Below are 26,135 nucleotides of genomic sequence, written 5' to 3'. Positions count from 1 at the left end.
AAATGCTTTGCAAATACAGGAAAAATCGGAAGAAATGTGTAGCGGTTCAGGGTTTTGACGGGGTATGGCCGTCGGTGCCATTGACTCAGATCAATATGCTGTCGGGGCCGTGAGCGTAATCTGAAAACAGTTAATCGGAACTGTTCAGGAGAGTAAGGCTATGTATACCGACGCAGTTGTTATCGCAGGCATTGTGACCGTTCTACTGATGGTAGGATTTTTTATCGGCGTGGGAATTTTTGTACTGAAGGACTCAAAGCATCAGCTTGGCGATCATGGCAGGCATTCCGGGTCACCAGAACATGATGGCCGCAAGCAGTAACAGGCAGGCTGTAAAGTTGGCGTCCCCTAGGGGGTTCGAACCCCTGTTGCCGCCGTGAAAGGGCGGAGTCCTAGGCCACTAGACGAAGGGGACGCATCGCTTCAAAACCTTGCCTCATCGAGGTGGCGCGTATATTAAGTAAGGCGATCCGGCCTGTCAAACGGTTTTTGAAAAAAACAGGCCGTCGGAATGCGCCCTTCAATATCCAACGGCATCCGCGAGGGCAGGGCTGAGATCAGGAAAGCGGAACTCGAACCCTTCAGCCTCAAGCCGCTCGGGTATGGCCATTTGCCCTGTCAGTAGCAGCCGTGACATTTCTCCCAACGCGACTTTCAGGACCGGCGCAGGAACCGGAAAAATTGCCGGCCGGCCGAGAACACCTGCAAGACATTTGGTGAACTGTCGGTTTGTCACCGGGTTAGGACTGACAACGTTGTAGGCTCCCCGTGCACCTTCGTTGTCCATCATCCAGATCAGGGCCGCTACTACGTCGTCACGATGCACCCAGGGCATGTACTGTTCACCACTGCCGAGGCGACCTCCGAGCCCAAGCTTGAACGGCGGTAACATACGTTGCAAAAACCCGCCGCCGGGCCCGGCAACAACGCCGGTGCGGGAAAGACACACACGCACTCCATCTGGTTCCAGTCTGAGCGCTGCCTGTTCCCAGTCACTGCACAGCCGGTGGGTAAATTCATCATTGGGCGGAGTATCCTCAGTGACCCGGCGACTGCCCTGATCGCCGTAGAATCCGACAGCGGAACCGGATACCAGAACGGGCGGGAGCGTCTGCCAGCTCCGTATCACATCCACCAGCTGGTTGGTAAGGGCAATACGGCTGTCCCTGAGTTCCTGCTTGCGCGACTCGGACCAGCGCTTGTCCGCAATGCCCTCGCCAGCCAGGTTGATCACAGCGTGGAAGCCCTCGTGGTCGCGGAGCTTTTCAAGATCGTTCACCGCTTCGACGCGACCGCACACCGACTGGACATCGGGCGCCGGTTGCCGGCTTAAAACGGTAAGGATATGACCCTCGGCGATCAGTTTCTGGCACAGCGACTGGCCAATAAAGCCAGTGCCTCCGGTAACCAAAATCCGCTTTTTCATGATCGTTCACTCCTTATGATTTGCCGGTTCAGGTGTCAGCGCGGGCAGCTTTGTCACGGAGATTGTCACGCCGGCTGTTTCTGTCGTTCCAGTTCCTGGGTCACCACATCACGGATTGCATTGCCCAGTTGTGGATTTTCCCCGATCGGTGGCGCCAGCGTAATGGTGACATCATGATTATCCTGAAGCTCTTCTATCATTCCGGGTACGTCTTTTCTCAGGTGACGACCCGCAGCCAGGAACAGCGGAACGATCGTGAAGGTGGTGATGCCGTCGTTCTTGCCTTCGGAGATAATAGTCTCCAGGGAAGGCTCTGCCAGTTCCATGTAGGCGATGCGAGAGCCCGGCACTGAATCCAGCGTTGGCGTGGCAAGTTTTTCAAAGGTCTGGCACCAGCGCCGGTCACTGCTTCCGTGCGCGAGTAGAATGATTCTGGGGTCGTGGTTCATGGCATCTCCTGATATGACCAATAGCCTGATAGTTATCGTAGAGTGTAGCATTGCCGGCCCGGTGGCCGGCCTGTAGCAATGCAACAGGGTAAACAATATGTTCGATTGGAAAGAGATTCTGGATTTCTGGTTTGGCGAACTCGATGAACACGGGTTGCCGGACAGCGAGCATCGCAATCGCTGGTTCCGATCGTCTCGCGCCTTCGATCAGGAGATTCGCCGACGTTTCATATCCATGGTTCTGTTTGCCTCTGAGGATGGATTGCGCCACTGGAGAAAGGTGCCAGGCGGGGCATTGGCCGAGATTATCCTGCTGGATCAGTTCAGTCGCCACATTTACCGTGGCGGAGCGCTGGCCTTCGATAATGACAGACTGGCTATCAAACTGTGCAGGAATGCCATGCGCAGCGGACATGACATGGCATTGCCACCGGTTCAGCGGGCGTTTCTCTATATGCCGCTGCAACATTCCGAGAAAATTGAAGACCAGAATCTTTCGGTGGATTGCTACGAGCAGCTGGCATCCGCCACTGGCGGAATTGCAGGGGACTTCATGGAAAGTTTCCTGCAATCCGCCAGAGATCACCGGGATATTATCCAGAAGTTCGGCCGCTTTCCCCACCGAAACCGGGCATTGAAACGCCGCTCGAGCCCGGAGGAAGAAAGCTTCCTGCAGTCAGGGAAGCGGTTTGGCCAGTAACACCAGGCTGATCGCAAAAAAGAGTTGACGGACAGGGATGAATCCGTAGAATACGCGTCCGTTGATCAAGCGGGAATAGCTCAGTTGGTAGAGCACAACCTTGCCAAGGTTGGGGTCGCGAGTTCGAATCTCGTTTCCCGCTCCAGTTTCCGGAAACCCCTCCCTCTCAAGCGAGAGCGCGGGGTTTCTTTTTTTAGCGAAGCCTCCGGGCTTCACCGTCAGCCTGGCATTCCCGCGCACTCTCGCTTTGGCCGGTTTCTCTGATACCCCCTGATTACCTTTTGCACTCTCGCCATTCCCGGTTTTAGCCTGAACAGTCCAAAAGCCGCAGGAAAATAGTCCTGATATCCATATTTATAGCCTCTGTTTAGCCTCCGTTTCCGGCAGGTTCCTCATATCATTTAGCGACTGAAGCATAAATTGGCGAATTCAATTCTTAAGGGACCAGGTTTATGGATACCAATAAAAAAACCTATATCCTTGCCGGAAGCTCGGGTAGCAAACTGGGTGTGCTTGATCTGATCATTGGATGCTTATACAGGCATGAGTGTTATGCCTATGAAATACATACTTTTGACGACAATGATGTTGAACGGTTTTTCTTCCGGGTAGAGTTTTATTATATTGGCGGTGGCGAATTTTCCGAAGAAAGCCTGCGGAGTCAGTTCGCCGACCGGGCTACAGCCTTTGACACGGAATGGGAGCTGCGGGATTTATCGATTCCCGACAGGCTGGTTATTCTGGTATCAAAGTATGACCATTGCCTGGAGGATATTCTGCATCGCTACCGTACCGGCGCATTCAATATCGAGATTCCGGCTATCATATCCAACCACCCGGACCTGAAAGGGCTGGCTGACTGGCACGACATCCCCTACTACCACCTGCCCATTACTGAGGAAACAAAGTCGCAGCAGGAAGCCGGGATATGGGAGATCATCCAGAAAGTCGATGCTGACCTGGTCGTGCTGGCGCGCTACATGCAGGTACTGTCCGACGATATGTGCAAAAAATTGCACGGGCGTGCCATCAACATCCACCACTCGCTGCTGCCGGGGTTCAAGGGCGCAAAGCCCTACCATCAGGCCTATGACAAAGGAGTGAAGCTGGTAGGAGCGACTGCGCATTACGTAAGTAAAGTTCTCGACGAAGGTCCGATCATCACCCAGGGAGTGGAGGCGGTGGATCATACCTACACGCCGGAGCTCCTGGTAGCAAAAGGACGTGATACTGAACGCCTCGCCCTGGTAAAGGCGATCAAGCTGCATATTGAGCGACGGTGTTTCCTCAACGGTAACAAAACTGTTGTCTTTCCCGGACACTAGAGATTATCAGGTCCGGCTTTAGGCCAAACAGTCTAAAAGACGCGGAAAAATAGTCCTGATACCTGCTTTTGTGGCTTCTGTTTAGGCCCCGTTTTCGGCGAGTTCCTCATATCATTTACATGGTGCCGGGTTTTTGGTTGTGCGCAGTGTCACGGCCAGGAACAGGGACGGGGTTGCAAAATAAGAGGACGAAAAAATGGGTAAGCACGAACAGAAAGAATTTGGCTTTGGAACACAAATCCGCAAATCTCCCTATTTCGAGGCAACCGTGCGCTGGGGCGCGAATGGCTTCTCGGTCTATAACCACATGTATATCCCTCGCGATTTTGGTGATCCCGAACAGAATTTCTGGAACCTGGTCAACGACGCCATTCTCTGTGATGTAGCCGTAGAGCGCCAGGTCGAGATCACTGGCCCCGATGCCGCACAGTTTGCGCAACTGCTTACTCCACGGGATCTTTCAAAATGTGCTGTCGGCCAGTGTAAATATGTGCTTATTACAAATGCCGAGGGCGGGATTCTGAACGATCCTGTCCTGCTGCGTCTCGAGGAAAATCGCTTCTGGATCTCCCTGGCTGACAGCGACATTTTGCTGTGGGCCCAGGGTGTCGCCATCAACGCTGGGCTGGACGTGCAAATCCGCGAACCGGAAGTATCTCCGCTTCAGCTGCAGGGCCCGAAGTCCGGCGAGATCATGAAAACCCTGTTCGGTGAGAGCATTACCGATCTCCGCTACTTCTGGCTACGCGACTGTGAGCTCGACGGCATTCCTCTGATCATTTCCCGCACCGGCTGGTCGAGCGAGCTGGGCTATGAGCTCTACCTGCAGGACGCTTCGAAAGGTGAAGAGTTGTGGGAGAAGATCATGGCTGCAGGTGCTCCATTTGGGCTCAAACCGGGTCATACATCGACAATTCGCCGTATCGAAGGCGGAATGCTGTCCTACCACGCCGATATGGACATCAATACCAATCCGTATGAACTAGGCCTTGATCGACTGGTTGAGCTGGATATGGAGGCTGATTTCATTGGTAAGGCTGCACTCAGGCGTATCCGTGAACAAGGTGTCTCTCGCAAGCACGTTGGTCTGGTGATCGACGGTCCCGCGCTGTCGGGCCCTAACACCAGATACTGGGCGCTGGAGAAAGACGGTGAGTGCGTGGGTAAGGTTACTTCAGCGGTATTCTCTCCGCGGCTGAAGAAGAACATTGCGCTGGCCATGGTGAGCGCGGATTTTGCGGAGCTTGGAACAATCTTCGACGTTGATATGCCCCTTGGGAAAACAACGGCCACTGTGGTCGAAAGGCCGTTCTTTGACCCTAACAAGAAAATCGCGGCGGCCTGAAGGTATAGAAACAGAGCCTGGCCAACTGCCAGCAGACAGGAGAGATTTTATGGCACTGTTTTCCTTTCCCTCTAAATCCACCGCTGCCGGCAGAGAGGACCAGACATCCCGACCACTGGAGAACTTCCTTCGCGGCTATTCGATTGAGGTCATCCCGCGGACCGCCGCAAAGGTTGCAAGTTTTCGTGATATTCTGCCTGAAGGCACGCGTGTCTATATCGCTCATATCGATGGAACACCGATTGAGGATATGGTTCGCACCGCTCGTCGCCTGACCGATGACGGGTTCGCCGTCATGCCCCATTTTCCTGCCCGCATCATAAAGGACCGCGCTGAACTGGCTGACTGGATCGCCCGGTATCAGGGCGAGGCAGGTGTGACACAGGCATTGCTCCTGGGCGGCGGGCGCACTACTACGGCTGGCGAATTCGAAGACTCCTTGAAGCTGATCGAAACAGGACTGTTCGATGGCTTCAGACACCTGCATGTTGCTGGCCACCCTGAGGGAAACCGCGATATTGATCCCGATGGCTCTGACAGGATTGTCATGCAAGCGCTTAACTGGAAGCAGGCTTTTTCCCGGCGGACCGATGCGAGGGTAGCGATCACTACCCAGTTCTGTTTCGAAGCTGCGCCGGTCATCGCCTGGGCCAATCGGGTCGCAGACGAGGGGATTGACCTGCCAATCCATATCGGCGTGGCCGGACCTGCCAGGATCCAGACGCTGATGAAATACGCCCTGTCTTGCGGCGTCGGCCCCAGCATGAAGGTGTTGCAACGCCGGGCCAGGGACGTGACCAAGCTACTTTTGCCCTATGAGCCCACAGAACTGTTGTCTGAGCTCGCTGTGTATAAAGAGCAACAGCCGGGCTTTGGCATTGAACAGGTGCATTTTTTTCCGCTGGGAGGGATTGAAACCAGTGCGAACTGGGTTACCGAACACGGCGGGAGTGCAGGTCGGCCAGCAAACTCGGAAGGGGATACACATGACGGCGCGGATTATCGACGGTAAAGCGTTCGCAGCTGTGCTACTCGAAAATGTAGCTGAGCACGTTACGCAACTCAAACAGGCTCATGGACTAATTCCGGGCCTTGCGGTTGTGCTGGTTGGAGAAGATCCCGCATCCGAGATCTATGTCCGCTCGAAGGCAAAGAAGACGGTTGAAGTTGGTATGCACTCATACGAGTACAAGCTGCCCGCAGATACTGTCGAAGCCGAACTTCTGGCGCTGATCGAACAGCTCAATCTTGATCCATCGGTTCACGGCATCCTCGTTCAGCTTCCCTTGCCAGAGCATCTTGACGAAGCATTGGTGACCAATGCGATTGATCCGTCCAGGGACGTGGACGGGTTTCATGTTTCCAACGCTGGCCTGCTTGCCACTGGCCAACCGGCTATGGTGCCTTGCACCCCTTTAGGGTGCCTGATGATGCTTCGCGGGTATTGCGGTAATCTGGCCGGGTTACACGCGGTCGTGATCGGGCGTTCTAACATCGTGGGCAAACCCATGGCACAGTTGCTGCTGAAAGAGAATTGCACAGTAACCGTGGCACATTCGCATACGAGGAATCTGCCCGATATCGTGGTTGCTGCAGATATCGTTGTCGCGGCTGTAGGACGGCCTCTGTTCGTCAAAGGCCAATGGCTCAAAACAGGTGCCACAGTGATTGACGTGGGTATCAATCGGATTGACCAGGGTGACGGTACGATGCGCCTGGTTGGCGATGTCGATTACGGCGCTGCCAAAGATATTGCAGGCGCGATCACACCGGTGCCCGGCGGCGTCGGCCCGATGACCATTGCCTGTCTGCTGGCCAACACCGTGACGGCATGTTGTCGTGCGCATTCCCTCCCCGAACCTGCACGTCTGAAAGTCTGACAGACAGAAAACTCTGATCAGCGAAGCTGCTTGAACGGCGATGTATAACTAGCAACTGAAATATAGCAACTCAAATATTGAAGATACCCACCCGGGTGACTAGACTGCCGTCATCAGGATGCTATTTGTAGCGTTAACAATATGAAAAAAGTCGCGCTAGATGCTCTCGATGTCCGCATTTTAAGTGCGGTTCAGCAGCACGGACAAATAAGTAAAAATCGGCTTGCTGAATTGGTGAACCGATCGCCGACCCCCTGCTGGCTGCGACTGACCAAACTCAAAAAAGCTGGCCTTATAACTGGTTATCGGGGGCAGGTCGCTGTCGACAGAATTATCGATCTGACCAAGGTTTTTCTGACCATTTCACTGAACGCTCATAAAAAGTCAGATTTTGACCGGTTTGAAAAACGCATTCAGAGCATTGATGAGGTTGTGGAGTGCTGCGCGACCGGTGGTGGCTATGACTATATACTCAAGGTAACAACCAGCAGTCTGTCGGATTTTCAAACGTTTATCGAACAGTTACTCGAAGAAGAGCTCGGAATAGATCGCTATCTGATTTACGTTGTAACGAAAGAAGTAAAATCCACGTCACTCAGTTTGTCGCAACTCATGGAAATGAAGAGACGTACAGAAACCTAGTATCCCCGCCTCGGATTTCAGGGCATCAGGCAACCATAACGTCCGCAGGCGATGTCTGCCGGTCAGTCATCCTTTTTTGGGGGAAGGTGTGGTCATCCTGCCTTCAGTGTCTCGCCAGCCCTCCTCGCCGATAAGAGGAACAAACCGGACACCACCGAGATCTTCGGACTCTGTTTCATCTTCACTGACGCGGGTAATACGCAGCAGTTTTTGCTGGTGAATAGCCGGACCGGTTGGAATGACGAGGCGCCCGCCGATAACCAGTTGCCTGACCAGGGATTCCGGAACACGGGGTCCACCGGCGGTCACAACAATGGCGTCAAAGGGAGCGTGCTCCGGCCAGCCGAGGGTGCCATCGCCACACAGGACCCTGACGTTGTCATAGCCCAGGTCAGCCAGACGTTCCCGGGCCAGTTTCGCCAGCATAGGGTGCCGCTCAATGGTGTAAACCTGTTTTACAATTCTGGAGAGAACCGCTGCCGCATAGCCAGAACCGCTACCGATTTCGAGGACGGTATTGTCCGGCTCGAGCTGCATCGCCTCGGTCATCAGGGCAACGATATAGGGCTGGGAGATGGTCTGCCCTTCTTCTATAGGCAGTGGACTGTCATCATAGGCATACCTGGTCTGGCGGGCCCCGACAAATGCTTCCCGCGGCACAGCTTCCATGGCTTCCAGTACCCGTTTATCCTTGATGCCCCTTCTTGCCAGGATAGCAAGGAATGCCTGTTTCGCTTTGCCTGGATGGCGCTCACTGGTCATATTGCCTCTCCTTGCAGTTAACCGGCGATTCTCGGGTATACTCCTGATCGAAAGTACTACATTTAACCATTTTCGGGGAACCCTCATGCAAGTGCATTCATTGTATGTCTATCCGGTTAAATCCCTCGCCGGGATTCGGGTTTCCTCGTTTCATATCGATGATTTCGGTCCTGCGGGTGATCGGCGCTGGATGATTGTTGATGCTGATCGACAATTTGTGACCCAGCGTACCAATCCGGAACTTGCAAGGGTTGGAACCCGCATGGAATCGGGTCAGGTGATTGTGGATATCCCGGGTGAAGGGGAATTCCCGCTGGTTGCCGGCGGTGACGAATGCCGGGTCAGAGTCTGGCGGGACTGGGCCAAAGCCGTTTATGATGGCACGGAGGCTTCCCAGGCCCTGTCCCGGTATTGCGGCGGGCCTTTCCGTTTTGTTTTCATGCCCGATGAAACCTTTCGCCGCGTTGATGCCAGTCGGGTTAACGAGTATCGTCGTGTCAGTTTTGCTGATGGCTTCCCATTCCTGATCACCAATCTGGCGTCCCTGGACGAATTGAACTCACGGCTCGACGACCCGGTGGAAATGCGCCGCTTCAGGCCCAATATAGTGGTCGAGGGTGCTACTCCCTGGACGGAAGACGAGTGGGGGACGCTGCTTATCAACAACATTGCGTTCAGTCTGGTCAAACCCTGTTCCCGCTGCGTTATGACCACTGTCGATCCTGACCGTGGCGAAAAAGCTACGGATTTACAGCCACTCAGGGAGCTTGGAACCTACCGGCGTACCTCTGATGGCGTGATTTTCGGAATGAATGCGATTCATGAATCAGCCGGAGATATCCTGGTGGGAAGCGCTGTTACTTTCGCGGCTGATACAACGACCGCAACAACGGAGAAATCATAACGTGCCATTGTTAACGCTGGATGCCGTATCTCTCGCTTTTGGCATGCAGCCATTGCTTGACCGGGCATCCATGACCATGGAGCCTGGAGAACGCGTGTGCCTTCTGGGCAGAAACGGGGAGGGAAAATCCACCTTACTGAAAATTGTCACCGGCGAGGTAGTGCCGGACGGTGGAACCGTGAGACTGGAAGACGGTGCAAAGCTTTCGGTATTGCCCCAGAACCTGCCCGTCAACGATACCCGGACGGCTTATGAAGCCGTATCCGGCGCGTTTCCGGAGACTGGCGATCTGCTTGCCGAATTCCACAAATTGACGCAGAACGCGGATGAGGCAAGCCTTGATCGTATGATGAAAGTCCAGGAGCGCCTGGAGTCACTTGATGGCTGGCGACTGGACCAGAAAGTTGGCGCCATTCTCGCCCAATATGGCATCGACCCGGATCAGCGGCTGAATACACTCTCCGGTGGCTGGCAGCGAAGAGTTCTGCTGGCCCGTGCGCTGGTTACAGAGCCCGATGTGTTACTGCTGGATGAGCCGACCAACCATCTGGACGTGCCTGCCATTGCGTGGCTGGAAGAGGCTCTGGGTCAGTTCCGCGGGGCGATACTGTTTGTCAGTCACGACCGGGCCTTTATCCGCAGGATGGCAACGAGAATCGTGGAACTGGACCGGGGCCATCTGGTGAGTTTTGCCGCCACCTATGACCGCTATCTGGACCTGAAGGAAAAGGCGCTGGAAGAGGAAGAGCGTCAGAATGCGTTATTCGACAAACGCCTCAAACAGGAAGAAGCGTGGATACGCCAGGGTATCAAGGCGCGGCGAACCCGCAATATGGGCCGGGTGAGGGCGCTCAAGGCAATGCGGGAAGAGCGGCGGCAGCGGCGCGAACGTGGGGGCACTGCCAGCTTCTCGGTGGAGGATGCGGCCCGTTCCGGAAAACTGGTGGTGGAAGCCAGCGAAGCAGGATTTTCCTACCCGGACGGTACCCCGGTTATCCGGGACATGAATATGACCGTTCTGAGGGGTGACAAGATCGGCCTGGTTGGTGAAAACGGAACCGGGAAAACAACACTGGTGCGTCTGCTGCTAGGGGATCTCAAGCCCACTGAAGGCAGGATCCGGTTGGGTACGAATCTCCAGGTGGCCTATTTTGATCAGCTTCGCGGTGAGCTGGATCTGGAGCGTAACGCTCTCGATAACCTTTCCGAAGGGCGTGAGTTCATTGAAATCAACGGTCAGAGCAAGCACGTGCTGGGCTATCTGCAGGAATTCCTGTTCAGCCCGGAGCGTGCACGTTCTCCGGTACGTGTCTTCTCCGGCGGCGAACGTGCACGATTGCTGCTCGCCAAACTGTTCAGTAAACCCGCCAACATTCTGGTGCTCGACGAACCGACCAACGATCTGGACGTGGAAACCCTGGAGCTGCTGGAGTCCCGTCTGGTGGAGTTTGCCGGTACGGTGGTGGTGATCAGTCACGACCGGGAGTTTCTCGATAATGTGGCAACCGACACCGTATTTCTGGACGGCTCTGGTAAAGTTGCCGAGTTTGTCGGTGGTTACACCGACTGGCGAAGGCAGGGTGGGCGGTTTCCCTCCGAGGGCGGGGTTCGAAAGGCGTCAAAACCACCAATGAACGACAGGCCAGCCCCGTCCCCGGAGCCTGCGTCCATATCGTCCGGTACCGAATCGGCAAAGGTAAAGCCCGCCAAGCTCAGCTACAAACTCAAGCTGGAACTGGAGCAATTGCCAGGCCAGATCGAAAAACTGGAGCGTGAGCTGGAAGACCTGCGGCAGCAGATTTCGGACCCGGAGTTCTATTCCGGCGCGGCGGACGATGTATCCGCGACCCTTGCGGAACTGGGTGACAGGGAAGCCCGCCTGGAAACGGTTATCGAGCGGTGGATGGAGTTGGAGGAACAGGCGAATCAATGAACGTAACGTATCAATTCAGGTTTGAAGATAGCCGGTCCGTGGATTTCAAAGTAACGGATGAGCCCACGGCAGCGAAAGGCAACCTGCCAGCGTGGACCAGGCTAGGGCATTGTCAGTGCTCAAACTGTCCCCTGAGCGCAGCGGAATCGCCGCAGTGCCCGGCGGCTGTGGAAATATTGCCGGTGGTGAATGCATTCCAGGCTGAGGATGCTTATCAAAAGGTGGATGTCGTTGTTACTGACGATCACAGGACCTACTCAAAGTCGACAACACTTGAGGAGGCGCTGCGCTCACTGTTGGGTCTGAAAATGGCCACCAGTGGTTGCCCGGTGCTGTCCGAGTTGAAGTCCATGGCGGTACACCACCTGCCTTTTTCCAGCAATGATGAGTTCATAATGCGAAGCGTCTCCCATTATCTGCTGCAGCAGTATCTGGCGAAACGGAATGATCAGCAGCCGGACTGGGATCTGAAAGGGCTGGTGGAGAGAAACCAGCGTTTGCAGCTGGTCAATCAGGCCCTGTGGCAGCGCATCCATTCTGTCTGTAAGGGTGACAGCAACCTCAAGGCGCTGCTGAACTTTTTTTCAATGGCCTCCAGCGTGAGCTTTTCCCTGGAAAGCCAGCTTCGTAAGCTGGAAACAAAAATACGAGGTGAAGGCGCTGTCTGAAGCGCCCTCCCTTGACATCACACATCACATTGTTCTACTGAATCCGAACGGCAAGCACGTCGCAGACGGTTCCGTGCAGGACGCCGTTGGCGGTAGAGCCCAGAAGTAACTGGAAACCTTTGCGCCCGTGACTTCCGACAATAACCAGATCCGCATCCTGCTCTTTCGATAGCCGGTGGATTTCGGACTCCGGACGGCCAACGGTCACCACCTGATTCTCTTTCGATATATCATACTGCGTGCCGTATTGGGCAAGCTGCTCTTTTGCTGCCTTGTCCAGCTGGTCCTGAAGTTCCGTCAGGTCCATGGGAATGTCGCCGCCGTAGGCATAGCCAACCGGCTCGACCACGTGCACAAGCATCAGTTGTGCGCCATGGGCTTTACTGACCTCGACGGCCTTGTTAAGAACCTGCGGGGCCTCTTCTGTCAGATCAATGGCCACCAGAATTTTTTGATAGATTGACATCGCATCGCTCCTTCGCGGATGAAGTCTTAATAGGGCTTATCCAGGCAACTCTTTACCTGAAAAGTGTAAATCAACAGTGACGGTATCAAAACAGTCAGGCATTGTCCCGGAGAAGGTCGATGGTGGTAGCCAGACTGTCCAGAATGGCTTTGGAATAACGATCGATTACGAAGGCGACGTTATTGTCATTATAGTTGATATAAGAAGCACGGATAAATTCCCACTTCGATGTCAGCTCATTCAACGTCTTTTTCAGTTGGCCCTGAGCGTTGCCTTCCGTTACCTCCGCGAGCAGGGCATCGAACAGGCGTGCCTGCTCATCCAGCGCGATATCATTGGATGAACCCTGAAATGTCTGGGCAACCGAGGAGTTGGTTCGAGCGGAATACTTCGCCATCATCTGGGCAATGGTGACTGCGGCAGAGCGGGCCGCCTCTACCCGGTTGTCAATCTCGGTTTCGCTACTTTCCTGGGCCAGGAGGTACAGTTTGGTGGCCGCCTGATTCATCAGGAGTGCCTGGTTCGCCATGTCGGAAACCAGGCGCAGGTCCGGGTATCCAGTGTTGCGAACATCATTAATGTTGCTGCGCATCAGGTCTTTGAAACGGTCGAATTCGACGTTAAGACTGTCTACCTGCTCTGCAGAAAGTACCCCTGCGGTGCTGTCTGCGACAGAGTTCATGGCTTCGTTGGCCTTATTGATAGCGGCCACGATTTCGTTGAGAGTCTCGGTATCACCAGTGGCGCTGAAACGGTAGTAGGCATCAAGTGCGATATAATTGCTGATGCGGAAGCTGTGAAGATCGGAAAGGAAGCCGTCTCCTCCCTCTTGCGCGCGGACAGTAAAGGAAGCGATCAACAACAGAATCAGGGCTGTTACGAGTGAGCGTACCCGCACGGGAGCGTCTTTCATCGGATGGGTCTCCGTAAGGCTGCTTTATTATTGTGGACTAAAGTCGTAATCCGAAGGTAAAGTAACTGGGCTGGCCAATCAAGCAGTTTTGCGAGGCATTCCGCTGTAATTGCTTGATCAAAAACAGTTCCATTCGCCTCCAGGTGCCGTTCGGCTGTTCATTCGGAGGCAGTCCGGGTTGATTCTTCCAGAAACAAATTGACAAACGAGCCATTTTTTTTCATCGTGTCACCTCACGATTCAAACGACTGTATGAATTTTTTGGATCGATTGATCGGGTAGTGACCGAAATCTCGCTGCATCGGCGGCCGCATGGCGAGCGCTTGTGCGGCTGTTTCAGCAGTTCCAAACACAGACTGGAGATCAGTTGATGATTTACGAAGGTAAAGCCATCACGGTTAAAGAGATCGAAGGCGGGATCGCTCAGTTGAACTTTGACTTGCAGGGTGAGTCAGTAAACAAGTTCAACCGTCTGACGATTGAAGAGCTCCGCGCCGCGACTGACAAGCTGGAAGCGACAAAGGGCCTGAAAGGCCTGGTAGTGACCAGCTCCAAGGGCAGCTTTATCGTTGGTGCCGACATTACAGAATTCACCGAGCTGTTCGCAGGGCCGGAAGAAGACCTGGTTGCCAACAACCTGAAGGCTAACGAAGTATTCAGCGCCATCGAAGATCTGCCTTTCCCCACAGTTACCGCCATCAATGGCATGGCTCTGGGCGGCGGCTTCGAGATGTGTCTGGCCACCGATTACCGGGTAATGGACAGGAAGGCCAAAGTGGGCCTGCCGGAAGTGAAGCTGGGCATATTCCCGGGCTTCGGCGGAACTGTTCGCCTCTCCCGCCTGGTTGGTGTTGATTACGCAGTGGAATGGATCTGCGGCGGTACCGAGAACCGTGCCGACAAAGCGTTGAACATCGGCGCAGTGGATGCCGTACTCGAGAGTGAAAAGCTGGTGGAAGCTGCCATCGGCATCATCAATCAGTGCAACGAGGGCAAGCTGGATTACCAGGCCCGTCGTGAAGAGAAAAAGGGCAAGATCAAGCTGAACGCCATGGAAAGCATGATGGCGTTCGAGATCTCCAAGGCCTATGTTGCCGGCCAGGCTGGCAAGAACTACCCGGCACCGGTTGAGGCCATCAAGGTGATGCAGAAGCACGCCGGCCTGACTCGTGACAAGGCAATCGAGGTGGAAGCCAAAGGCTTTGCCAGGATGGCCAAGACCAACGTGGCCGCGTGCCTGGTTGGCCTGTTCCTGAATGATCAGGAACTGAAGAAGAAGGCCAAGGCGTGGGAAAAAGAAGCCAACGAAGTAAAACTGGCTGCAGTACTGGGCGCCGGTATCATGGGCGGCGGTGTTGCATTCCAGTCAGCCCTGAAGGGCACACCTATCCTGATGAAGGACATTAACCAGGATGGCATTGCCCTGGGCCTGAAGGAAGCCAAGAAGCTTCTGACCAAGCGCATCGACAAGGGCAAGATGAAGCCCGACCAGATGGCCGATGTTCTGAACAACATTACGCCAACGCTGAACTATGGCGACTTCAAGAACGTCGACCTGGTTGTGGAAGCGGTTGTCGAGAACGCAAAGGTCAAGGATGCCGTGCTGCGTGAAACCGAAGATTCGGTTCGCGAAGACACCATCCTGACCTCCAACACCTCCACCATTTCCATCAACAAGCTGGCGGCCAACCTGAAGCGCCCGGAAAACTTTTGTGGCATGCACTTTTTCAACCCGGTGCATATGATGCCGCTGGTTGAGGTTATCCGTGGCGAGAAGACGTCCGACCGTGCGATTGCAACTACGGTTGCGTACGCCAAGGCCATGGGCAAGACACCGATCGTTGTCAACGACTGCCCCGGCTTCTTGGTAAACCGTGTTCTTTTCCCGTACTTCGGCGGTTTCGTGAACCTGGTGCGCGATGGTGCCGATTTCCAGCATGTTGACAAGGTTATGGAAAAGTTCGGCTGGCCGATGGGTCCTGCGTATCTGCTGGATGTTGTCGGCATGGATACCGGCAAGCACGCCGGCGAAGTGATGGCCGAGGGCTTCCCGGACCGGATGAAGCACGAAGGCACCACAGCCATTGACGTGATGTACGAGAACAACCGTTACGGACAGAAGAACGACAAAGGCTTTTACAAGTACGAACTGGACCGCAAAGGCAAGCAGAAGAAGGTTGTTGATGAAGAAACCTACAGGCTGCTTGAGCCGGTCGTTCAGGGTAAGAATGATTTCAGCGACGAGGACATCATTGCCCGCATGATGTTGCCTTTGTGTCTGGAAACCGTTCGCTGCCTGGAAGACGGCATTGTTGAAGACCCGGCTGACGCCGATATGGGTCTGGTCTACGGTATCGGCTTCCCGCCGTTCCGTGGTGGTGCCCTGCGCTACATCGACGACATGGGTGTCGACAGGTTCGTCGAGCTGGCAGACAAGTTTGCAGATCTGGGTCCCCTGTATCACCCGACCGAGAAGCTGCGTGAAATGGCCAAGACTGGCGAAAAGTTCTTTGGCTAACCCTGAACGAGATTTCCGAACGGAGAAAGATCTATGAGCCTTAATCCGAGAGACGTTGTCGTCGTCGATTGCGTGCGGAGTCCAATGGGTCGTGCCAAAAATGGCTGCTTCCGCAATGTACGTGCGGAAAACCTGTCGGCTGCGCTGATTGAAGCACTGTTTGAGCGTAATCCGAAGCTCGACCCGAAAGAAGTTGAAGACGTGATCTGGGGCTGTGTAAACCAGACCAAGGAACAGGGCTTCAACGTAGCGCGTCAGATTTCACTGCTGACCCGCATTCCCCACGAATCTGCGGCGCAGACAGTCAACCGTCTGTGTGGTTCTGCCATGAGTGCGATCCATACGGCGGCCCAGGCCATCCAGACCGGCAATGGCGACGTGTTTGTTATTGGCGGTGTGGAGCACATGGGACACGTTCCCATGACCGAAGGCTTCGACCACAATCCGGCTGCGTCCAAGTACTCCGCCAAGGCGTCCAACATGATGGGCCTGACTGCGGAAATGCTGGCGAAAATGCACGGTATTACCCGTGAGCAGCAGGACGAGTTTGGCGCACGCTCACACCGCCTGGCCCATGAAGCGACCCGGGAAGGCCGTTTCAAGAACGAAATCGTGCCTATTGAGGGTCACGACGAGAACGGCTTCAAGGTACTGATCGAAGAGGACGAAACCATCCGTCCCGAGACCACGGTTGAGTCCCTGGGCCAGCTCAAGCCGGCCTTCGATCCGAAGAACGGTACGGTGACCGCTGGTACGTCTTCACAACTGACTGACGGTGCCGCCGCCATGGTACTGATGTCCGCGGAGCGTGCCGAAGCGCTGGGACTGAAGCCAATGGCAAAGATCCGCAGCATGGCAGTTGCCGGTTGTGATCCCGCGATCATGGGTTACGGACCGGTTCCGGCCACCAAGAAGGCGTTGAAGCGTGCAGGTCTGAAAGTCGAGGACATCGACTTCTGGGAACTGAACGAAGCCTTTGCAGGCCAGTCCCTTCCGGTGCTGAAAGACCTGAAACTGCTTGGCGTGATGGAGGAGAAAGTGAACCTGAACGGTGGCGCGATTGCCCTGGGCCATCCGCTGGGCTGTTCCGGCGCACGAATCTCGACCACGCTTCTGAACGTAATGCAGGCCAAAGGCGGTAAACTTGGTGTTTCCACCATGTGTATCGGCCTCGGTCAGGGCATTGCGACTGTGTGGGAGCGCCTCTGATCCGGTAAGCCGGATTGGTAGCGAGCCCTCAGGAGGCCCGGCAAATGCCGGGCTTTCCTGTCTCTGACGGTGCAAAAAAGCCGGGGACAAACAGAAGAATGGGTTGTCTTGCTTTTCTTGACCCTGTAAAACAATGCACCTATACCAATGTGGCGGCTATGGAGCGTTTTCTAGCCGACTGATTTTACAGCGAGTTTACGGTTTGCTGATTTTTTAACCGAATTATCGCCAAGGACACAGATCTCCGATATGGGTAAAAGTCTCGTTATTGTCGAGTCGCCAGCGAAAGCGAAGACCATCAACAAATACCTGGGCTCCGACTTTATTGTGAAGTCGAGCGTTGGTCATATTCGTGACCTGCCAGTCAGTGGCAGCGGCTCAACCTCGGATCCGAAAGAGCGCGCGAGGCAGGCTGCGCTCACCCGCAAGATGAGCCCGGACGAAAAGGCGGCTCACAAAAAGCGCAAATCCAGGGAGCAGCTGGTTGCACGCATGGGCGTAGACCCGGACCACGACTGGAGCGCCCGCTACGAGATACTTCCCGGCAAGGAAAAGGTGGTCAGTGAACTGAAACGCCTGGCGAAATCCGCTGATCACATCTATCTGGCAACGGATCTGGACCGTGAAGGTGAAGCAATTGCCTGGCACCTTCAGCAAACAATCGGTGGTGAACCTGAAAAGTATCGCCGCGTGGTGTTCAACGAGATTACCAAGCGTGCCATCCAGGAGGCTTTCAACGACCCCGGTGATCTGGATACTGACCGTGTTAATGCCCAGCAGGCCCGCCGTTTCCTCGACCGCGTTGTCGGTTATATGGTGTCCCCGTTGCTGTGGGCCAAGATTGCCCGGGGTCTTTCCGCTGGCAGGGTTCAGTCAGTGGCGGTCAGGCTGATCGTTGAGCGTGAGCGGGAAATTCGCAGGTTCATCCCCGAAGAATTCTGGCAGCTACATGCTGACCTTGCCTCAAAGCAGGCCGAACAGCCGGTTCGTTTCGAGGTCACCCGTTACCACGACAAAGCCTACCGTCCGGTCAATGAGGCACAGAGTACTGAGCATGTTGAGCGCCTGAAAGCGGGTACTTTCAGGGTTGCCAAACGTGAAGACAAACCGACCAGATCGCGGCCATCGGCACCTTTTATAACCTCCACCCTGCAGCAGGCCGCAAGTAACCGGATGGGCTTCAGCGTCAAGAAAACCATGATGCTGGCCCAGCGCCTCTACGAAGCAGGTTTCATTACGTACATGCGTACTGACTCTACCAACCTCAGTCAGGATGCAGTGACCAGCTGTCGGGAGTTTGTCAAAAAACAGTTTGGTGAAAAGTTCCTGCCGGAGAACCCGAGGGTCTATGGCAGCAAGGAGGGCGCCCAGGAGGCCCACGAGGCGATTCGTCCGACAGACGTTGGCCGCAGGCCGGCGGATATCAGCGGTCTGGAGAAAGACGCTGAGAAGCTGTATGACCTGATCTGGCGCCAGTTCATCGCCTGCCAGATGGCCGATGCCGAGTTCCTGAGTACGTCGATTGTGGTCGCTAACGGCGATTACGAGCTCCGCACCCGCGGCCGTATCATCAAGTTCGAGGGCTTTCTCAAGGTGGCGCCCCAGTCGGGCAAAAAGGACGAGGATATTGCGTTACCCGACATCCAGGTTAATGAAACACTGGAGCTGAAGAAACTTGATCCCAGCCAGCACTTCACCAAACCGGCTCCGCGCTATACCGAAGCCAGCCTGGTCAAGGAGCTGGAAAAGCAGGGCATTGGCCGGCCTTCAACTTACGCTTCGATTATCTCCACCATCCAGGACCGCGGATACGTTCGTCTTCAGAACCGCCGGTTCTACGCAGAGAAAATGGGCGAGATCGTCACCGAGCGCCTGTCTGAATCTTTCCCGAACCTGATGGATTTTGACTTCACCGCCAGGATGGAAGATGAGCTGGATGAGATAGCCAACGGGGAAGTTGACTGGAAAAAGGTGCTGAACGATTTCTACAGCCGGTTCCGGCAGCAGCTGGAAAAGGCCGAGAGCAGTGAAGATGGCGGTATGCGGGCCAATACCCCGACAGAAACCGACATTCCGTGCCCGAGCTGTGGTCGCCCGATGCAGATTCGCGTGGCCAGTACCGGCGTGTTCCTGGGATGTTCCGGTTATTCGCTGCCGCCGAAGGAACGTTGCAAGACCACCATCAATCTGGTGTCGGGCGACGAGGTGGTCAGCGCCGATGAGGATGTGGAAGGTGAGGGCGAAAGCCGCCTGCTGCGCAAAAAACGCCGCTGCCCGAAGTGCGGAACTGCCATGGACAGCTATTTGGTGGACGAGACCCGCAAATTGCATGTGTGTGGCAACAATCCCGATTGCTCCGGGTACGAAGTGGAGAAGGGCACTTTCCGTATCAAGGGCTATGAGGGGCCGACACTGGAGTGCGACAAATGTGGCTCTGAAATGCAGCTGAAGACTGGCCGTTTTGGCAAGTATTTCGGTTGTACCAACCCCGACTGCAAAAACACACGCAAGCTGCTGAAGAGCGGTGAGCCAGCACCCCCCAAGATGGATCCGGTGCCCATGCCGGAACTCAAGTGCGAGAAGGTTGATGACACCTATGTGCTTCGTGACGGGGCTTCAGGGTTGTTCCTGGCTGCCAGCAAGTTTCCCAAGAACCGGGAAACACGTCCACCACTGGTGATGGAGATCAAGCCCCATCGTGAGGAAATTGATCCCAAGTACGAATTTCTGATGAAGGCGCCCGAGCGGGATCCGGAGGGTAATCCTACCGTTATCCGCTACAGCCGGAAGACCAAGGAACAGTACGTCATGTCGGAGAAAGACGGCAAGGCGACCGGCTGGTCTGCCTGGTATGTGAACGGGAAGTGGCAGCCGAAAGAAAAGTAGTGGAGCAGGCGCCTGGTTCCCCTCTCCCCTCGCGGGAGAGGGGCCGGGGGAAATGGGGCTACCCCTTCTTCCTCAGCCGCTGGATCAGGGAGGACGTATCCCAGCGTTTGCCGCCCATCTGCTGGACATCTCCATAAAACTGGTCCACCAGCGCCGCAACGGGAATCCGGGCACCATTCTTGCGCGCTTCCTCCAGGCAGATCGCCAGGTCTTTACGCATCCAGTCAACCGCAAAGCCGTGTTCGAACTCTCCGTCAATCATCGTGCCGGAGCGGTTTTCCATCTGCCATGACTGGGCAGCACCCTTCGAGATGACGTCCACCACCTTGCGCACATCCAGCTCCGCCTGTTCTGCGAAGTGAAGCGCCTCGGACAGCCCTTGAACAAGGCCGGCTATGGCAATCTGGTTTACCATCTTGGTTTTCTGGCCGCTGCCAACCGGGCCCATCAGGTTCAGGGCTTTTGAGTAGTGTTCCATCAGAGGCCTTGCTTGCGAAAATGCCTCGGGCTCTCCGCCGCACATGATGGTGAGCTGTCCCTTCTCGGCTCCCTGCTGACCGCCGGAAACCGGAGCGTCAATAAACTCCAGATTGCGCGCTCTGGCAAGTTGGGCCAGTTGTTCCGCTATGCCGGCAGAGGCTGTTGTATGATCCACCAGAATAGCGCCGGGCTTTGCGTTGGCGATGATGCCGTCAGCGCCCTCGAACACTTCAACAAGATCGTGGTCAGCGCCAACACAGGTGAATACGAAGTCGGCGTCGATAACAGTGCTGGCGATGGAGTCGCAGGCTTTGCCCGCATATTTGTCGGCCCAGGCCGCTGATTTTCCGGCACTACGGTTCCAGACCTGTACGTCGATGCCGGCGGCTGCCAGGTGACCGGCCATGGGGTAGCCCATAATGCCCAGTCCGATGAATGCAGCGGTTACGCTCATAAAATCTGTCTCCGGAAATTGGTTATTGTTGGGGAAAACAGCCTCAATCATTACAGAATGAGCTGACACAAAAAAGGCCGCTATGCAGCGGCCCTGATCCGATATCCATTTTTATCTATTTTTTTGGGTATTTCCGGGCTTCTTTACCGGTGTACAGCTGCCGCGGACGACCGATACGGTAATCGCCACTGACCATTTCGTTCCAGTGGGAGAACCAGCCAATGGTGCGGGAGAGGGCGAAGATTACGGTGAACATGGATGTTGGAATACCGATCGCCTTGAGGATCAGGCCGGAGTAGAAGTCCACATTCGGGTAGAGCTTGCGCTCGACGAAATAGTCATCTTCCAATGCGATTTTTTCCAGTCGCTGGGCAATTTTCAGCAGCGGGTCATTTTCCAGGCCAAGTTCGGTCAGCACTTCATGTGCGGTTTCCGCCATAACCTTGGCGCGCGGGTCAAAGTTTTTATAAACCCGATGGCCAAAGCCCATCAGGCGGAACGGATCGTCCTTGTCCTTGGCCTTGGCAATAAACTTCTCAATGTTGGCCTCGTCGCCGATCTCCGCCAGCATATCCAGAACGGCTTCATTGGCGCCGCCGTGAGCCGGGCCCCAGAGTGCAGCAATGCCGGAGGCGATACACGCATAGGGGTTGGCGCCGGTAGAGCCTGCCAGGCGAACTGTGGAGGTGGAGGCGTTCTGTTCGTGATCTGCGTGCAGGATGAAAATCTTGTCCATGGCTTTTGCCAGGATCGGGTTCGGTTTGTACTCCTCACAGGGGACACCGAACAGCATCTGCAGGAAATTCTCGGCGTAGGTCAGGTCGTTGCGCGGATAGACGAACGGCTGGCCAACACTGTACTTGTAGCTCCAGGCTGCAATAGTCGGCATCTTGGCAATCAGCCGGTGGGCAGTGATTTCCCTCTGCTCGACGTTGGCGACATCCATCTGGTCGTGGTAGAAAGCCGAAAGCGCTCCAACGACGCCGCACATGATGGCCATGGGATGCGCGTCCCGGCGGAAGCCCTGGTAGAAGTTGCGCATCTGGTCATGAAGCATCGTGTGGTTTTTGATGGTGTCGTGGAAATGCGTGTTTTCTTCAGCCGTGGGCAGCTCACCATTGAGCAGCAGGTAGCAGACTTCAAGGTAGTCGGAGTTTTCGGCCAGTTCCTCAATCGGGTAGCCGCGGTGCAGTAGAACACCGTTGGCACCGTCAATGTAGGTGATCTGGGATTCACAGGCCGCGGTGGATACAAATCCGGGGTCGTAGGTAAATACGCCTTCCTGGACCAGGCTTCTCACGTCGATGACGTCAGGGCCGACGGTGCCCGAGTACACTGGTAGCTCGATGGACTTGTCACCCACCGAAAGCGTGGCTTTCCTGTCGGTCATGGTGCTCTCCTATTTATCAGGATTTGGATACGCTAGAAAGGCGCGTATTATCGCAAAACTGGCGGCAAAATATAGGGCGTTGGCTTTTTTTGTCAATGGAGGAGCCAATAAAACCCTTTATTTGACATTCGCTGTAAATCAGGGAAAGCCGGAATGCGCCCTTCCACGGGCATAAATCGAATTTGTCAATGATCTATATAGCGAGTGTCAGGCCCTGATTTAACGGGCTCTGGCGAGGTTGCGCGTTTGTAATTGGCAGGGGTACTCCTTATAATCCGTATCCCGGAATCGGGGATATACCAGGCCGCAGCGCCAGACACTAAAAGAGCGCCTGCCGGTTTTTCTCCCTCCTTAGCCAATCGTGTGCAGGATTCGTTCAGCACAATGATCCTTACATACCAACCATCCGCATCCGGTTTTGCCGGCTCCGCGGAACCAAGAGAGAGTGTGAGAGCGCTGTGAATAGCAAACGACCAGTAAATCTCGATCTCAGCAAGTTCCATTTTCCGCTGCCAGCCATTACGTCCATATTGCATCGCATCAGTGGCATCATCATTTTCGTGGGTGTTGCATTCATGCTGTACGGACTTCAGCTTTCCCTTTCGGGGGAAGAGGGCTTCAGCCGTGTTAATGGATTGCTGGACAGCTTCCTCGCGAAGCTGATTACCTGGGGCATTCTGTCTGCCTTGCTGTATCACCTGGTTGCGGGCATCAAGCACCTGCTGATGGATATGGGCATCGGCGAAGAGCTGGAAAGTGGCCGGCTCGCGGCGAAAGCCACAATCGTGATTTCCGTTATTCTCATCCTTCTTGCAGGAGTCTGGGTATGGTGAACAGTGTAGACAGTGTTACAAACCTCGGCCGCAGCGGCGTATTCGACTGGATGATCCAGCGCGTTACCGCCTACGTACTTGCTCTGTATACAATTTTCCTGTTCGGTTTCATGTTGACGTCCGACGTCAATTACGAGACCTGGTCGGGACTTTTTGATCAGACCTGGTTCCGTATCTTTACCCTGCTTGCCCTGCTGTCAATCGGCGCGCACGCCTGGGTAGGGCTCTGGACAGTAACAACGGATTACATCAAGGCGACGCTGCCCCGGTTCCTGGTTCAGGCGCTGTGCGGTTTGACGATGTTCGTGTATGTGGTCTGGGGCATTCAGATTCTTTGGGGGCTTTAATTAATGGCTAATATCAAGACCATGTCTTACGACGCGATTGTTATCGGTGGTGGCGGTGCCGGTATGCGTGCCGCCCTTCAGCTGACCGAGTCCGGCGTTAACACAGCGTGTATCACCAAGGTATTCCCGACACGTTCCCACACAGTGTCTGCGCAGGGCGGCATCACCTGTGCCATCGCCAGTGCTGATCCCAACGACGATTGGCGTTGGCACATGTACGACACGGTAAAAGGCTCCGATTATATTGCGGACCAGGATGCCGTTGAATACATGTGTTCGGTAGGCCCGCAGGCGGTCTTCGAGCTCGAGCATATGGGCCTGCCGTTTTCCCGCACCGAGCAGGGCCGCATTTATCAGCGTCCGTTCGGTGGCCAGTCCAAGGGCCCGGACAACCCCACTCAGGCGGCGCGTACCTGTGCTGCTGCGGACCGCACCGGTCACGCTCTGTTGCACACCCTTTACCAGGCAAACCTGAAAGGCGGTACCACCTTTCTGAACGAGTGGTACGCGGTTGATCTGGTCAAGAACAGTAAAGACGAAGTGGTTGGCGTTGTTGCCATTGAAATCGAAACCGGAGAAGTGGCTTACATCAAGTCCAAGGCTACGGTTCTGGCGACCGGCGGCGCGGGTCGTATCTATGCTTCCACCACTAATGCCCTGATCAATACCGGTGACGGCATTGGCATGGCGCTGCGGGCCGGATTCCCGATGCAGGATATGGAGATGTGGCAGTTCCATCCTACCGGTATCCATGGTGCCGGTACGCTGGTAACCGAAGGTTGTCGGGGTGAGGGTGGTTATCTGATCAATTCCGAGGGCGAACGTTTCATGGAGCGATATGCTCCTAATGCGAAAGACCTGGCCGGCCGTGACGTCGTCGCGCGGGCAATGGTTATCGAGATCCTTGAGGGCCGCGGCTGTGGACCCGAAAAGGACCATGTTCTGCTGAAGCTGGATCATCTGGGTGAAGAAACACTGAATCTGCGTCTGCCGGGTATCTGTGAGCTTTCCCGTACGTTTGCGCACGTAGACCCGGTGAAAGAGCCGGTCCCCGTGGTTCCGACCTGCCACTATATGATGGGCGGCATTCCCACGAACGTTGGTGGTCAGGCTCTGACCCAGGACGAAAGCGGTAACGACAAGCCGATTCCCGGTCTGTTCGCCTGTGGTGAAGCGGCCTGCGTGTCCGTACACGGCGCCAACCGTCTTGGTGGCAACTCGCTGCTTGACCTGGTGGTATTCGGTCGCGCTGCTGGCCTGCACATTGAAGAACAGCTTCGTGGCGGTTTTGAAGTCGATGATGCCAGTGAGCAGGACATCAAAAATGCCATGGCTCGCCTTGACCGCCTCAACAGTGCATCGGAAGGGGAAAGCGTGGCCGAGGTTCGCAAAGACCTGCAGAGCTGCATGCAGCTGTACTTTGGTGTTTTCCGTGACGGCAAGAGCATGGAAGAGGGCCTGAAGAAGCTGGAGGCGATTGGAGAGCGTGTGCGCAATACCAAGCTGGCTGATACCAGCAGCGCTTTTAACACCGCCCGTATCGAAGCGCTCGAGCTTGACAATCTTTTTGAAGTGGCTCTGGCAACTGCCATTTCCGCGTTCGAGCGTAAGGAAAGTCGCGGTGCTCACGCCCGCAACGACTTTACCGAGCGGGACGATGAGAACTGGCTCAAACACTCCATGTATTACCCGGTAGACAAGCGTGTCGGCAAGCGTGCTGTAAATTTCGCACCGAAGACAGTGGACACGTTCGAGCCGAAGATCCGGACTTACTAAAGGGGACGTCCAAATGTTAGTGAGCCTTTATCGCTATAACCCGGAGACCGACAACGCGCCCTACATGCAGGACGTGGAGGTTGAGGTGCCGGAAGGCAAGGATCTGATGGTCCTTGATGTGCTCAACCTGATCAAGGAGCGCGATCCGTCAATGGCTTATCGTCGCTCCTGCCGTGAGGGTGTTTGTGGCTCTGATGGCATGAACATGAATGGCAAGAACGGTCTTGCCTGCATTACCCCGATGTCAGAAGTTGTCAAGGATAACAAGCTGGTGCTGCGCCCGCTGCCCGGCCTGCCGGTTATCCGCGACCTGGTAGTCGACATGAGCCTGTTCTACAAGCAGTATGAAAAGGTGATGCCGTACCTGCTTAACGATAACCCGGCACCTGCCATTGAGCGGTATCAGTCTCCGGAAGACCGGGAAAAACTGGATGGTCTGTATGAGTGTATTCTCTGTGCATGCTGTTCCACGGCTTGCCCGTCATTCTGGTGGAATCCGGAAAAGTTCATTGGTCCGGCGGGCCTGCTCCAGGCCTACCGCTTTTTAGCGGACAGCCGTGATACCGCCCAGGCAGAGCGGCTTGCCAATCTTGACGACCCGTTCAGCGTATTCCGCTGCCGTGGCATCATGAACTGTGTCAGCGTATGTCCTAAAGGCCTGAACCCGACAAGGGCAATCGGCCACATCCGCAATCTTCTGCTTCAGCGGGCAACATAAGCAGAATCTGGAACAGACGCTATACTGTGCTGACACGTTTGGCACCTGGAAGGGCCCGCAACGATGCGGGCCCTTCAACCAAAGGCTTATAGTCAAAGGTCTTAGCAGGGT

At 55.2% G+C, this 26,135-nt stretch carries 24 protein-coding genes and 2 tRNA genes; 18 read left to right on the top strand and 8 right to left on the bottom strand.

What is annotated here, in order from left to right; translation table 11 throughout:
• Positions 1-160: 160 nt before the first annotated feature.
• Positions 161-322, top strand: coding sequence for a cytochrome c oxidase subunit CcoM (gene ccoM, locus DIT72_RS18570; RefSeq protein WP_168355056.1), 162 nt, complete (start codon positions 161-163; stop codon positions 320-322).
• A 17-nt stretch (positions 323-339) separates the two neighbouring features.
• Here the strand turns inward: ccoM and DIT72_RS12600 are convergent.
• The 3 genes from DIT72_RS12600 to DIT72_RS12590 form a co-directional block, all read right to left on the bottom strand.
• Positions 340-415 (bottom strand) — tRNA-Glu (locus DIT72_RS12600).
• 105 nt (positions 416-520) lie between these two features.
• Positions 521-1,426, bottom strand: coding sequence for a TIGR01777 family oxidoreductase (locus DIT72_RS12595; RefSeq protein ID WP_135955602.1), 906 nt, complete (start codon positions 1,424-1,426; stop codon positions 521-523).
• Positions 1,427-1,491: 65 nt separating this feature from the next.
• The gene (locus DIT72_RS12590; protein ID WP_135955601.1) at positions 1,492-1,875 is read right to left on the bottom strand and encodes a sirohydrochlorin chelatase; all 384 of its coding nucleotides are present in this window, start codon (positions 1,873-1,875) and stop codon (positions 1,492-1,494) included.
• A gap of 97 nt (positions 1,876-1,972) precedes the next feature.
• On the opposite strand from DIT72_RS12590, the gene DIT72_RS12585 reads away from it, so the two are divergent.
• From DIT72_RS12585 to DIT72_RS12555, 7 genes are all read left to right on the top strand, one after another.
• Positions 1,973-2,575 carry a DUF924 family protein gene (locus tag DIT72_RS12585; RefSeq protein ID WP_135955600.1) on the top strand — a complete coding sequence of 201 codons (603 nt, stop codon included), beginning with the start codon at positions 1,973-1,975 and terminating at the stop codon, positions 2,573-2,575.
• A gap of 69 nt (positions 2,576-2,644) precedes the next feature.
• Positions 2,645-2,720 (top strand) — tRNA-Gly (locus DIT72_RS12580).
• A 307-nt stretch (positions 2,721-3,027) separates the two neighbouring features.
• Entirely contained in the window at positions 3,028-3,900 is an 873-nt protein-coding gene (gene purU, locus DIT72_RS12575; protein ID WP_135955599.1) for a formyltetrahydrofolate deformylase, read from the top strand.
• 196 nt (positions 3,901-4,096) lie between these two features.
• On the top strand, positions 4,097-5,245 hold the full coding sequence (locus tag DIT72_RS12570) for a glycine cleavage T C-terminal barrel domain-containing protein (RefSeq protein ID WP_135955598.1): 1,149 nt from the start codon (positions 4,097-4,099) through the stop codon (positions 5,243-5,245).
• A gap of 49 nt (positions 5,246-5,294) precedes the next feature.
• On the top strand, positions 5,295-6,257 hold the full coding sequence (locus tag DIT72_RS12565; protein ID WP_135955597.1) for a methylenetetrahydrofolate reductase: 963 nt from the start codon (positions 5,295-5,297) through the stop codon (positions 6,255-6,257).
• Entirely contained in the window at positions 6,232-7,125 is an 894-nt protein-coding gene (gene folD / locus DIT72_RS12560; protein WP_135955596.1) for a bifunctional methylenetetrahydrofolate dehydrogenase/methenyltetrahydrofolate cyclohydrolase FolD, read from the top strand. The genes DIT72_RS12565 and folD overlap by 26 nt, the downstream gene beginning before the upstream one ends.
• Positions 7,126-7,266: 141 nt before the next feature.
• Positions 7,267-7,767 carry an Lrp/AsnC family transcriptional regulator gene (locus DIT72_RS12555; RefSeq protein WP_135955595.1) on the top strand — a complete coding sequence of 167 codons (501 nt, stop codon included), beginning with the start codon at positions 7,267-7,269 and terminating at the stop codon, positions 7,765-7,767.
• A gap of 66 nt (positions 7,768-7,833) precedes the next feature.
• Here the strand turns inward: DIT72_RS12555 and DIT72_RS12550 are convergent, their stop codons facing one another.
• Positions 7,834-8,529: a protein-L-isoaspartate(D-aspartate) O-methyltransferase gene (locus DIT72_RS12550; RefSeq protein ID WP_135955594.1), complete on the bottom strand. Its 696-nt coding sequence runs from the start codon at positions 8,527-8,529 to the stop codon at positions 7,834-7,836.
• A gap of 85 nt (positions 8,530-8,614) precedes the next feature.
• Between DIT72_RS12550 and DIT72_RS12545 the strand changes: the two genes are divergently transcribed.
• From DIT72_RS12545 to DIT72_RS12535, 3 genes are read left to right on the top strand one after another with little or no spacing between them, the layout of a single operon-like run.
• Complete coding sequence (locus DIT72_RS12545) at positions 8,615-9,433, top strand: MOSC domain-containing protein (protein WP_135955593.1); 819 nt, start codon at positions 8,615-8,617, stop codon at positions 9,431-9,433.
• A gap of 1 nt (position 9,434) precedes the next feature.
• Entirely contained in the window at positions 9,435-11,366 is a 1,932-nt protein-coding gene (locus DIT72_RS12540; protein WP_135955592.1) for an ATP-binding cassette domain-containing protein, read from the top strand.
• Positions 11,363-12,034 (top strand): DUF6901 family protein, encoded by a 672-nt coding sequence (locus DIT72_RS12535; protein ID WP_135955591.1) that lies wholly within the window; start codon positions 11,363-11,365, stop codon positions 12,032-12,034. Before DIT72_RS12540 ends, DIT72_RS12535 begins: the two co-directional genes overlap by 4 nt.
• 34 nt (positions 12,035-12,068) lie before the next feature.
• On the opposite strand, the gene DIT72_RS12530 is transcribed toward DIT72_RS12535, so the two are convergent.
• Together DIT72_RS12530 and DIT72_RS12525 are read right to left on the bottom strand one after the other, a co-directional pair.
• Positions 12,069-12,500: a universal stress protein gene (locus DIT72_RS12530; protein WP_135955590.1), complete on the bottom strand. Its 432-nt coding sequence runs from the start codon at positions 12,498-12,500 to the stop codon at positions 12,069-12,071.
• 94 nt (positions 12,501-12,594) lie between these two features.
• Complete coding sequence (locus DIT72_RS12525) at positions 12,595-13,413, bottom strand: hypothetical protein (RefSeq protein WP_135955589.1); 819 nt, start codon at positions 13,411-13,413, stop codon at positions 12,595-12,597.
• Between the two features lie 370 nt (positions 13,414-13,783).
• Here DIT72_RS12525 and fadB point away from each other — a divergent pair, with 370 nt between their 5' ends.
• The 3 genes from fadB (at position 13,784) to topA (ending at position 20,026) form a co-directional block, all read left to right on the top strand.
• Entirely contained in the window at positions 13,784-15,931 is a 2,148-nt protein-coding gene (gene fadB, locus DIT72_RS12520) for a fatty acid oxidation complex subunit alpha FadB (RefSeq protein ID WP_135955588.1), read from the top strand.
• Positions 15,932-15,964: 33 nt separating this feature from the next.
• Positions 15,965-17,140 carry an acetyl-CoA C-acyltransferase FadA gene (gene fadA, locus DIT72_RS12515; RefSeq protein WP_135955587.1) on the top strand — a complete coding sequence of 392 codons (1,176 nt, stop codon included), beginning with the start codon at positions 15,965-15,967 and terminating at the stop codon, positions 17,138-17,140.
• A gap of 249 nt (positions 17,141-17,389) precedes the next feature.
• A complete protein-coding gene (gene topA / locus DIT72_RS12510) occupies positions 17,390-20,026 on the top strand; it encodes a type I DNA topoisomerase (RefSeq protein ID WP_135955586.1) in 2,637 nt (878 codons plus the stop codon).
• A 58-nt stretch (positions 20,027-20,084) separates the two neighbouring features.
• Here the strand turns inward: topA and DIT72_RS12505 are convergent, their stop codons facing one another.
• Both DIT72_RS12505 and gltA read right to left on the bottom strand, forming a co-directional pair.
• Complete coding sequence (locus DIT72_RS12505; RefSeq protein ID WP_135955585.1) at positions 20,085-20,960, bottom strand: NAD(P)-dependent oxidoreductase; 876 nt, start codon at positions 20,958-20,960, stop codon at positions 20,085-20,087.
• 115 nt (positions 20,961-21,075) lie between these two features.
• The gene (gltA, locus tag DIT72_RS12500; protein ID WP_135955584.1) at positions 21,076-22,350 is read right to left on the bottom strand and encodes a citrate synthase; all 1,275 of its coding nucleotides are present in this window, start codon (positions 22,348-22,350) and stop codon (positions 21,076-21,078) included.
• A gap of 458 nt (positions 22,351-22,808) precedes the next feature.
• Here gltA and sdhC point away from each other — a divergent pair, with 458 nt between their 5' ends.
• From sdhC to DIT72_RS12480, 4 genes are read left to right on the top strand one after another with little or no spacing between them, the layout of a single operon-like run.
• On the top strand, positions 22,809-23,183 hold the full coding sequence (gene sdhC / locus DIT72_RS12495) for a succinate dehydrogenase, cytochrome b556 subunit (protein ID WP_135955583.1): 375 nt from the start codon (positions 22,809-22,811) through the stop codon (positions 23,181-23,183).
• Positions 23,177-23,530 carry a succinate dehydrogenase, hydrophobic membrane anchor protein gene (gene sdhD, locus DIT72_RS12490; protein WP_135955582.1) on the top strand — a complete coding sequence of 118 codons (354 nt, stop codon included), beginning with the start codon at positions 23,177-23,179 and terminating at the stop codon, positions 23,528-23,530. Before sdhC ends, sdhD begins: the two co-directional genes overlap by 7 nt.
• Positions 23,531-23,533: 3 nt before the next feature.
• On the top strand, positions 23,534-25,306 hold the full coding sequence (sdhA, locus tag DIT72_RS12485; protein WP_135955581.1) for a succinate dehydrogenase flavoprotein subunit: 1,773 nt from the start codon (positions 23,534-23,536) through the stop codon (positions 25,304-25,306).
• Positions 25,307-25,319: 13 nt separating this feature from the next.
• A complete protein-coding gene (locus DIT72_RS12480) occupies positions 25,320-26,024 on the top strand; it encodes a succinate dehydrogenase iron-sulfur subunit (protein WP_135955580.1) in 705 nt (234 codons plus the stop codon).
• Positions 26,025-26,135: the final 111 nt, after the last annotated feature.

This window comes from Marinobacter orientalis, from assembly GCF_004792665.1.
GTDB classification, from domain to species: domain Bacteria; phylum Pseudomonadota; class Gammaproteobacteria; order Pseudomonadales; family Oleiphilaceae; genus Marinobacter; species Marinobacter orientalis.
The sequence above is the reverse complement of the archived record's forward strand: the minus strand, read 5'-3'. Positions and strand labels throughout refer to the sequence as shown.

Excerpts from the sequence above, each read along its gene's own strand:
- ccoM (WP_168355056.1), top strand. The coding sequence starts at position 161 with ATGTATACCGACGCAGTTGTTATCGCAGGCATTGTGACCGTTCTACTG.
- DIT72_RS12595 (WP_135955602.1), bottom strand. The coding sequence starts at position 1,426 with ATGAAAAAGCGGATTTTGGTTACCGGAGGCACTGGCTTTATTGGCCAG.
- DIT72_RS12590 (WP_135955601.1), bottom strand. The coding sequence starts at position 1,875 with ATGAACCACGACCCCAGAATCATTCTACTCGCGCACGGAAGCAGTGAC.
- DIT72_RS12585 (WP_135955600.1), top strand. The coding sequence starts at position 1,973 with ATGTTCGATTGGAAAGAGATTCTGGATTTCTGGTTTGGCGAACTCGAT.
- purU (WP_135955599.1), top strand. The coding sequence starts at position 3,028 with ATGGATACCAATAAAAAAACCTATATCCTTGCCGGAAGCTCGGGTAGC.
- DIT72_RS12570 (WP_135955598.1), top strand. The coding sequence starts at position 4,097 with ATGGGTAAGCACGAACAGAAAGAATTTGGCTTTGGAACACAAATCCGC.
- DIT72_RS12565 (WP_135955597.1), top strand. The coding sequence starts at position 5,295 with ATGGCACTGTTTTCCTTTCCCTCTAAATCCACCGCTGCCGGCAGAGAG.
- folD (WP_135955596.1), top strand. The coding sequence starts at position 6,232 with ATGACGGCGCGGATTATCGACGGTAAAGCGTTCGCAGCTGTGCTACTC.
- DIT72_RS12555 (WP_135955595.1), top strand. The coding sequence starts at position 7,267 with ATGAAAAAAGTCGCGCTAGATGCTCTCGATGTCCGCATTTTAAGTGCG.
- DIT72_RS12550 (WP_135955594.1), bottom strand. The coding sequence starts at position 8,529 with ATGACCAGTGAGCGCCATCCAGGCAAAGCGAAACAGGCATTCCTTGCT.
- DIT72_RS12545 (WP_135955593.1), top strand. The coding sequence starts at position 8,615 with ATGCAAGTGCATTCATTGTATGTCTATCCGGTTAAATCCCTCGCCGGG.
- DIT72_RS12535 (WP_135955591.1), top strand. The coding sequence starts at position 11,363 with ATGAACGTAACGTATCAATTCAGGTTTGAAGATAGCCGGTCCGTGGAT.
- DIT72_RS12530 (WP_135955590.1), bottom strand. The coding sequence starts at position 12,500 with ATGTCAATCTATCAAAAAATTCTGGTGGCCATTGATCTGACAGAAGAG.
- DIT72_RS12525 (WP_135955589.1), bottom strand. The coding sequence starts at position 13,413 with ATGAAAGACGCTCCCGTGCGGGTACGCTCACTCGTAACAGCCCTGATT.
- fadB (WP_135955588.1), top strand. The coding sequence starts at position 13,784 with ATGATTTACGAAGGTAAAGCCATCACGGTTAAAGAGATCGAAGGCGGG.
- fadA (WP_135955587.1), top strand. The coding sequence starts at position 15,965 with ATGAGCCTTAATCCGAGAGACGTTGTCGTCGTCGATTGCGTGCGGAGT.
- topA (WP_135955586.1), top strand. The coding sequence starts at position 17,390 with ATGGGTAAAAGTCTCGTTATTGTCGAGTCGCCAGCGAAAGCGAAGACC.
- DIT72_RS12505 (WP_135955585.1), bottom strand. The coding sequence starts at position 20,960 with ATGAGCGTAACCGCTGCATTCATCGGACTGGGCATTATGGGCTACCCC.
- gltA (WP_135955584.1), bottom strand. The coding sequence starts at position 22,350 with ATGACCGACAGGAAAGCCACGCTTTCGGTGGGTGACAAGTCCATCGAG.
- sdhD (WP_135955582.1), top strand. The coding sequence starts at position 23,177 with ATGGTGAACAGTGTAGACAGTGTTACAAACCTCGGCCGCAGCGGCGTA.
- sdhA (WP_135955581.1), top strand. The coding sequence starts at position 23,534 with ATGGCTAATATCAAGACCATGTCTTACGACGCGATTGTTATCGGTGGT.
- DIT72_RS12480 (WP_135955580.1), top strand. The coding sequence starts at position 25,320 with ATGTTAGTGAGCCTTTATCGCTATAACCCGGAGACCGACAACGCGCCC.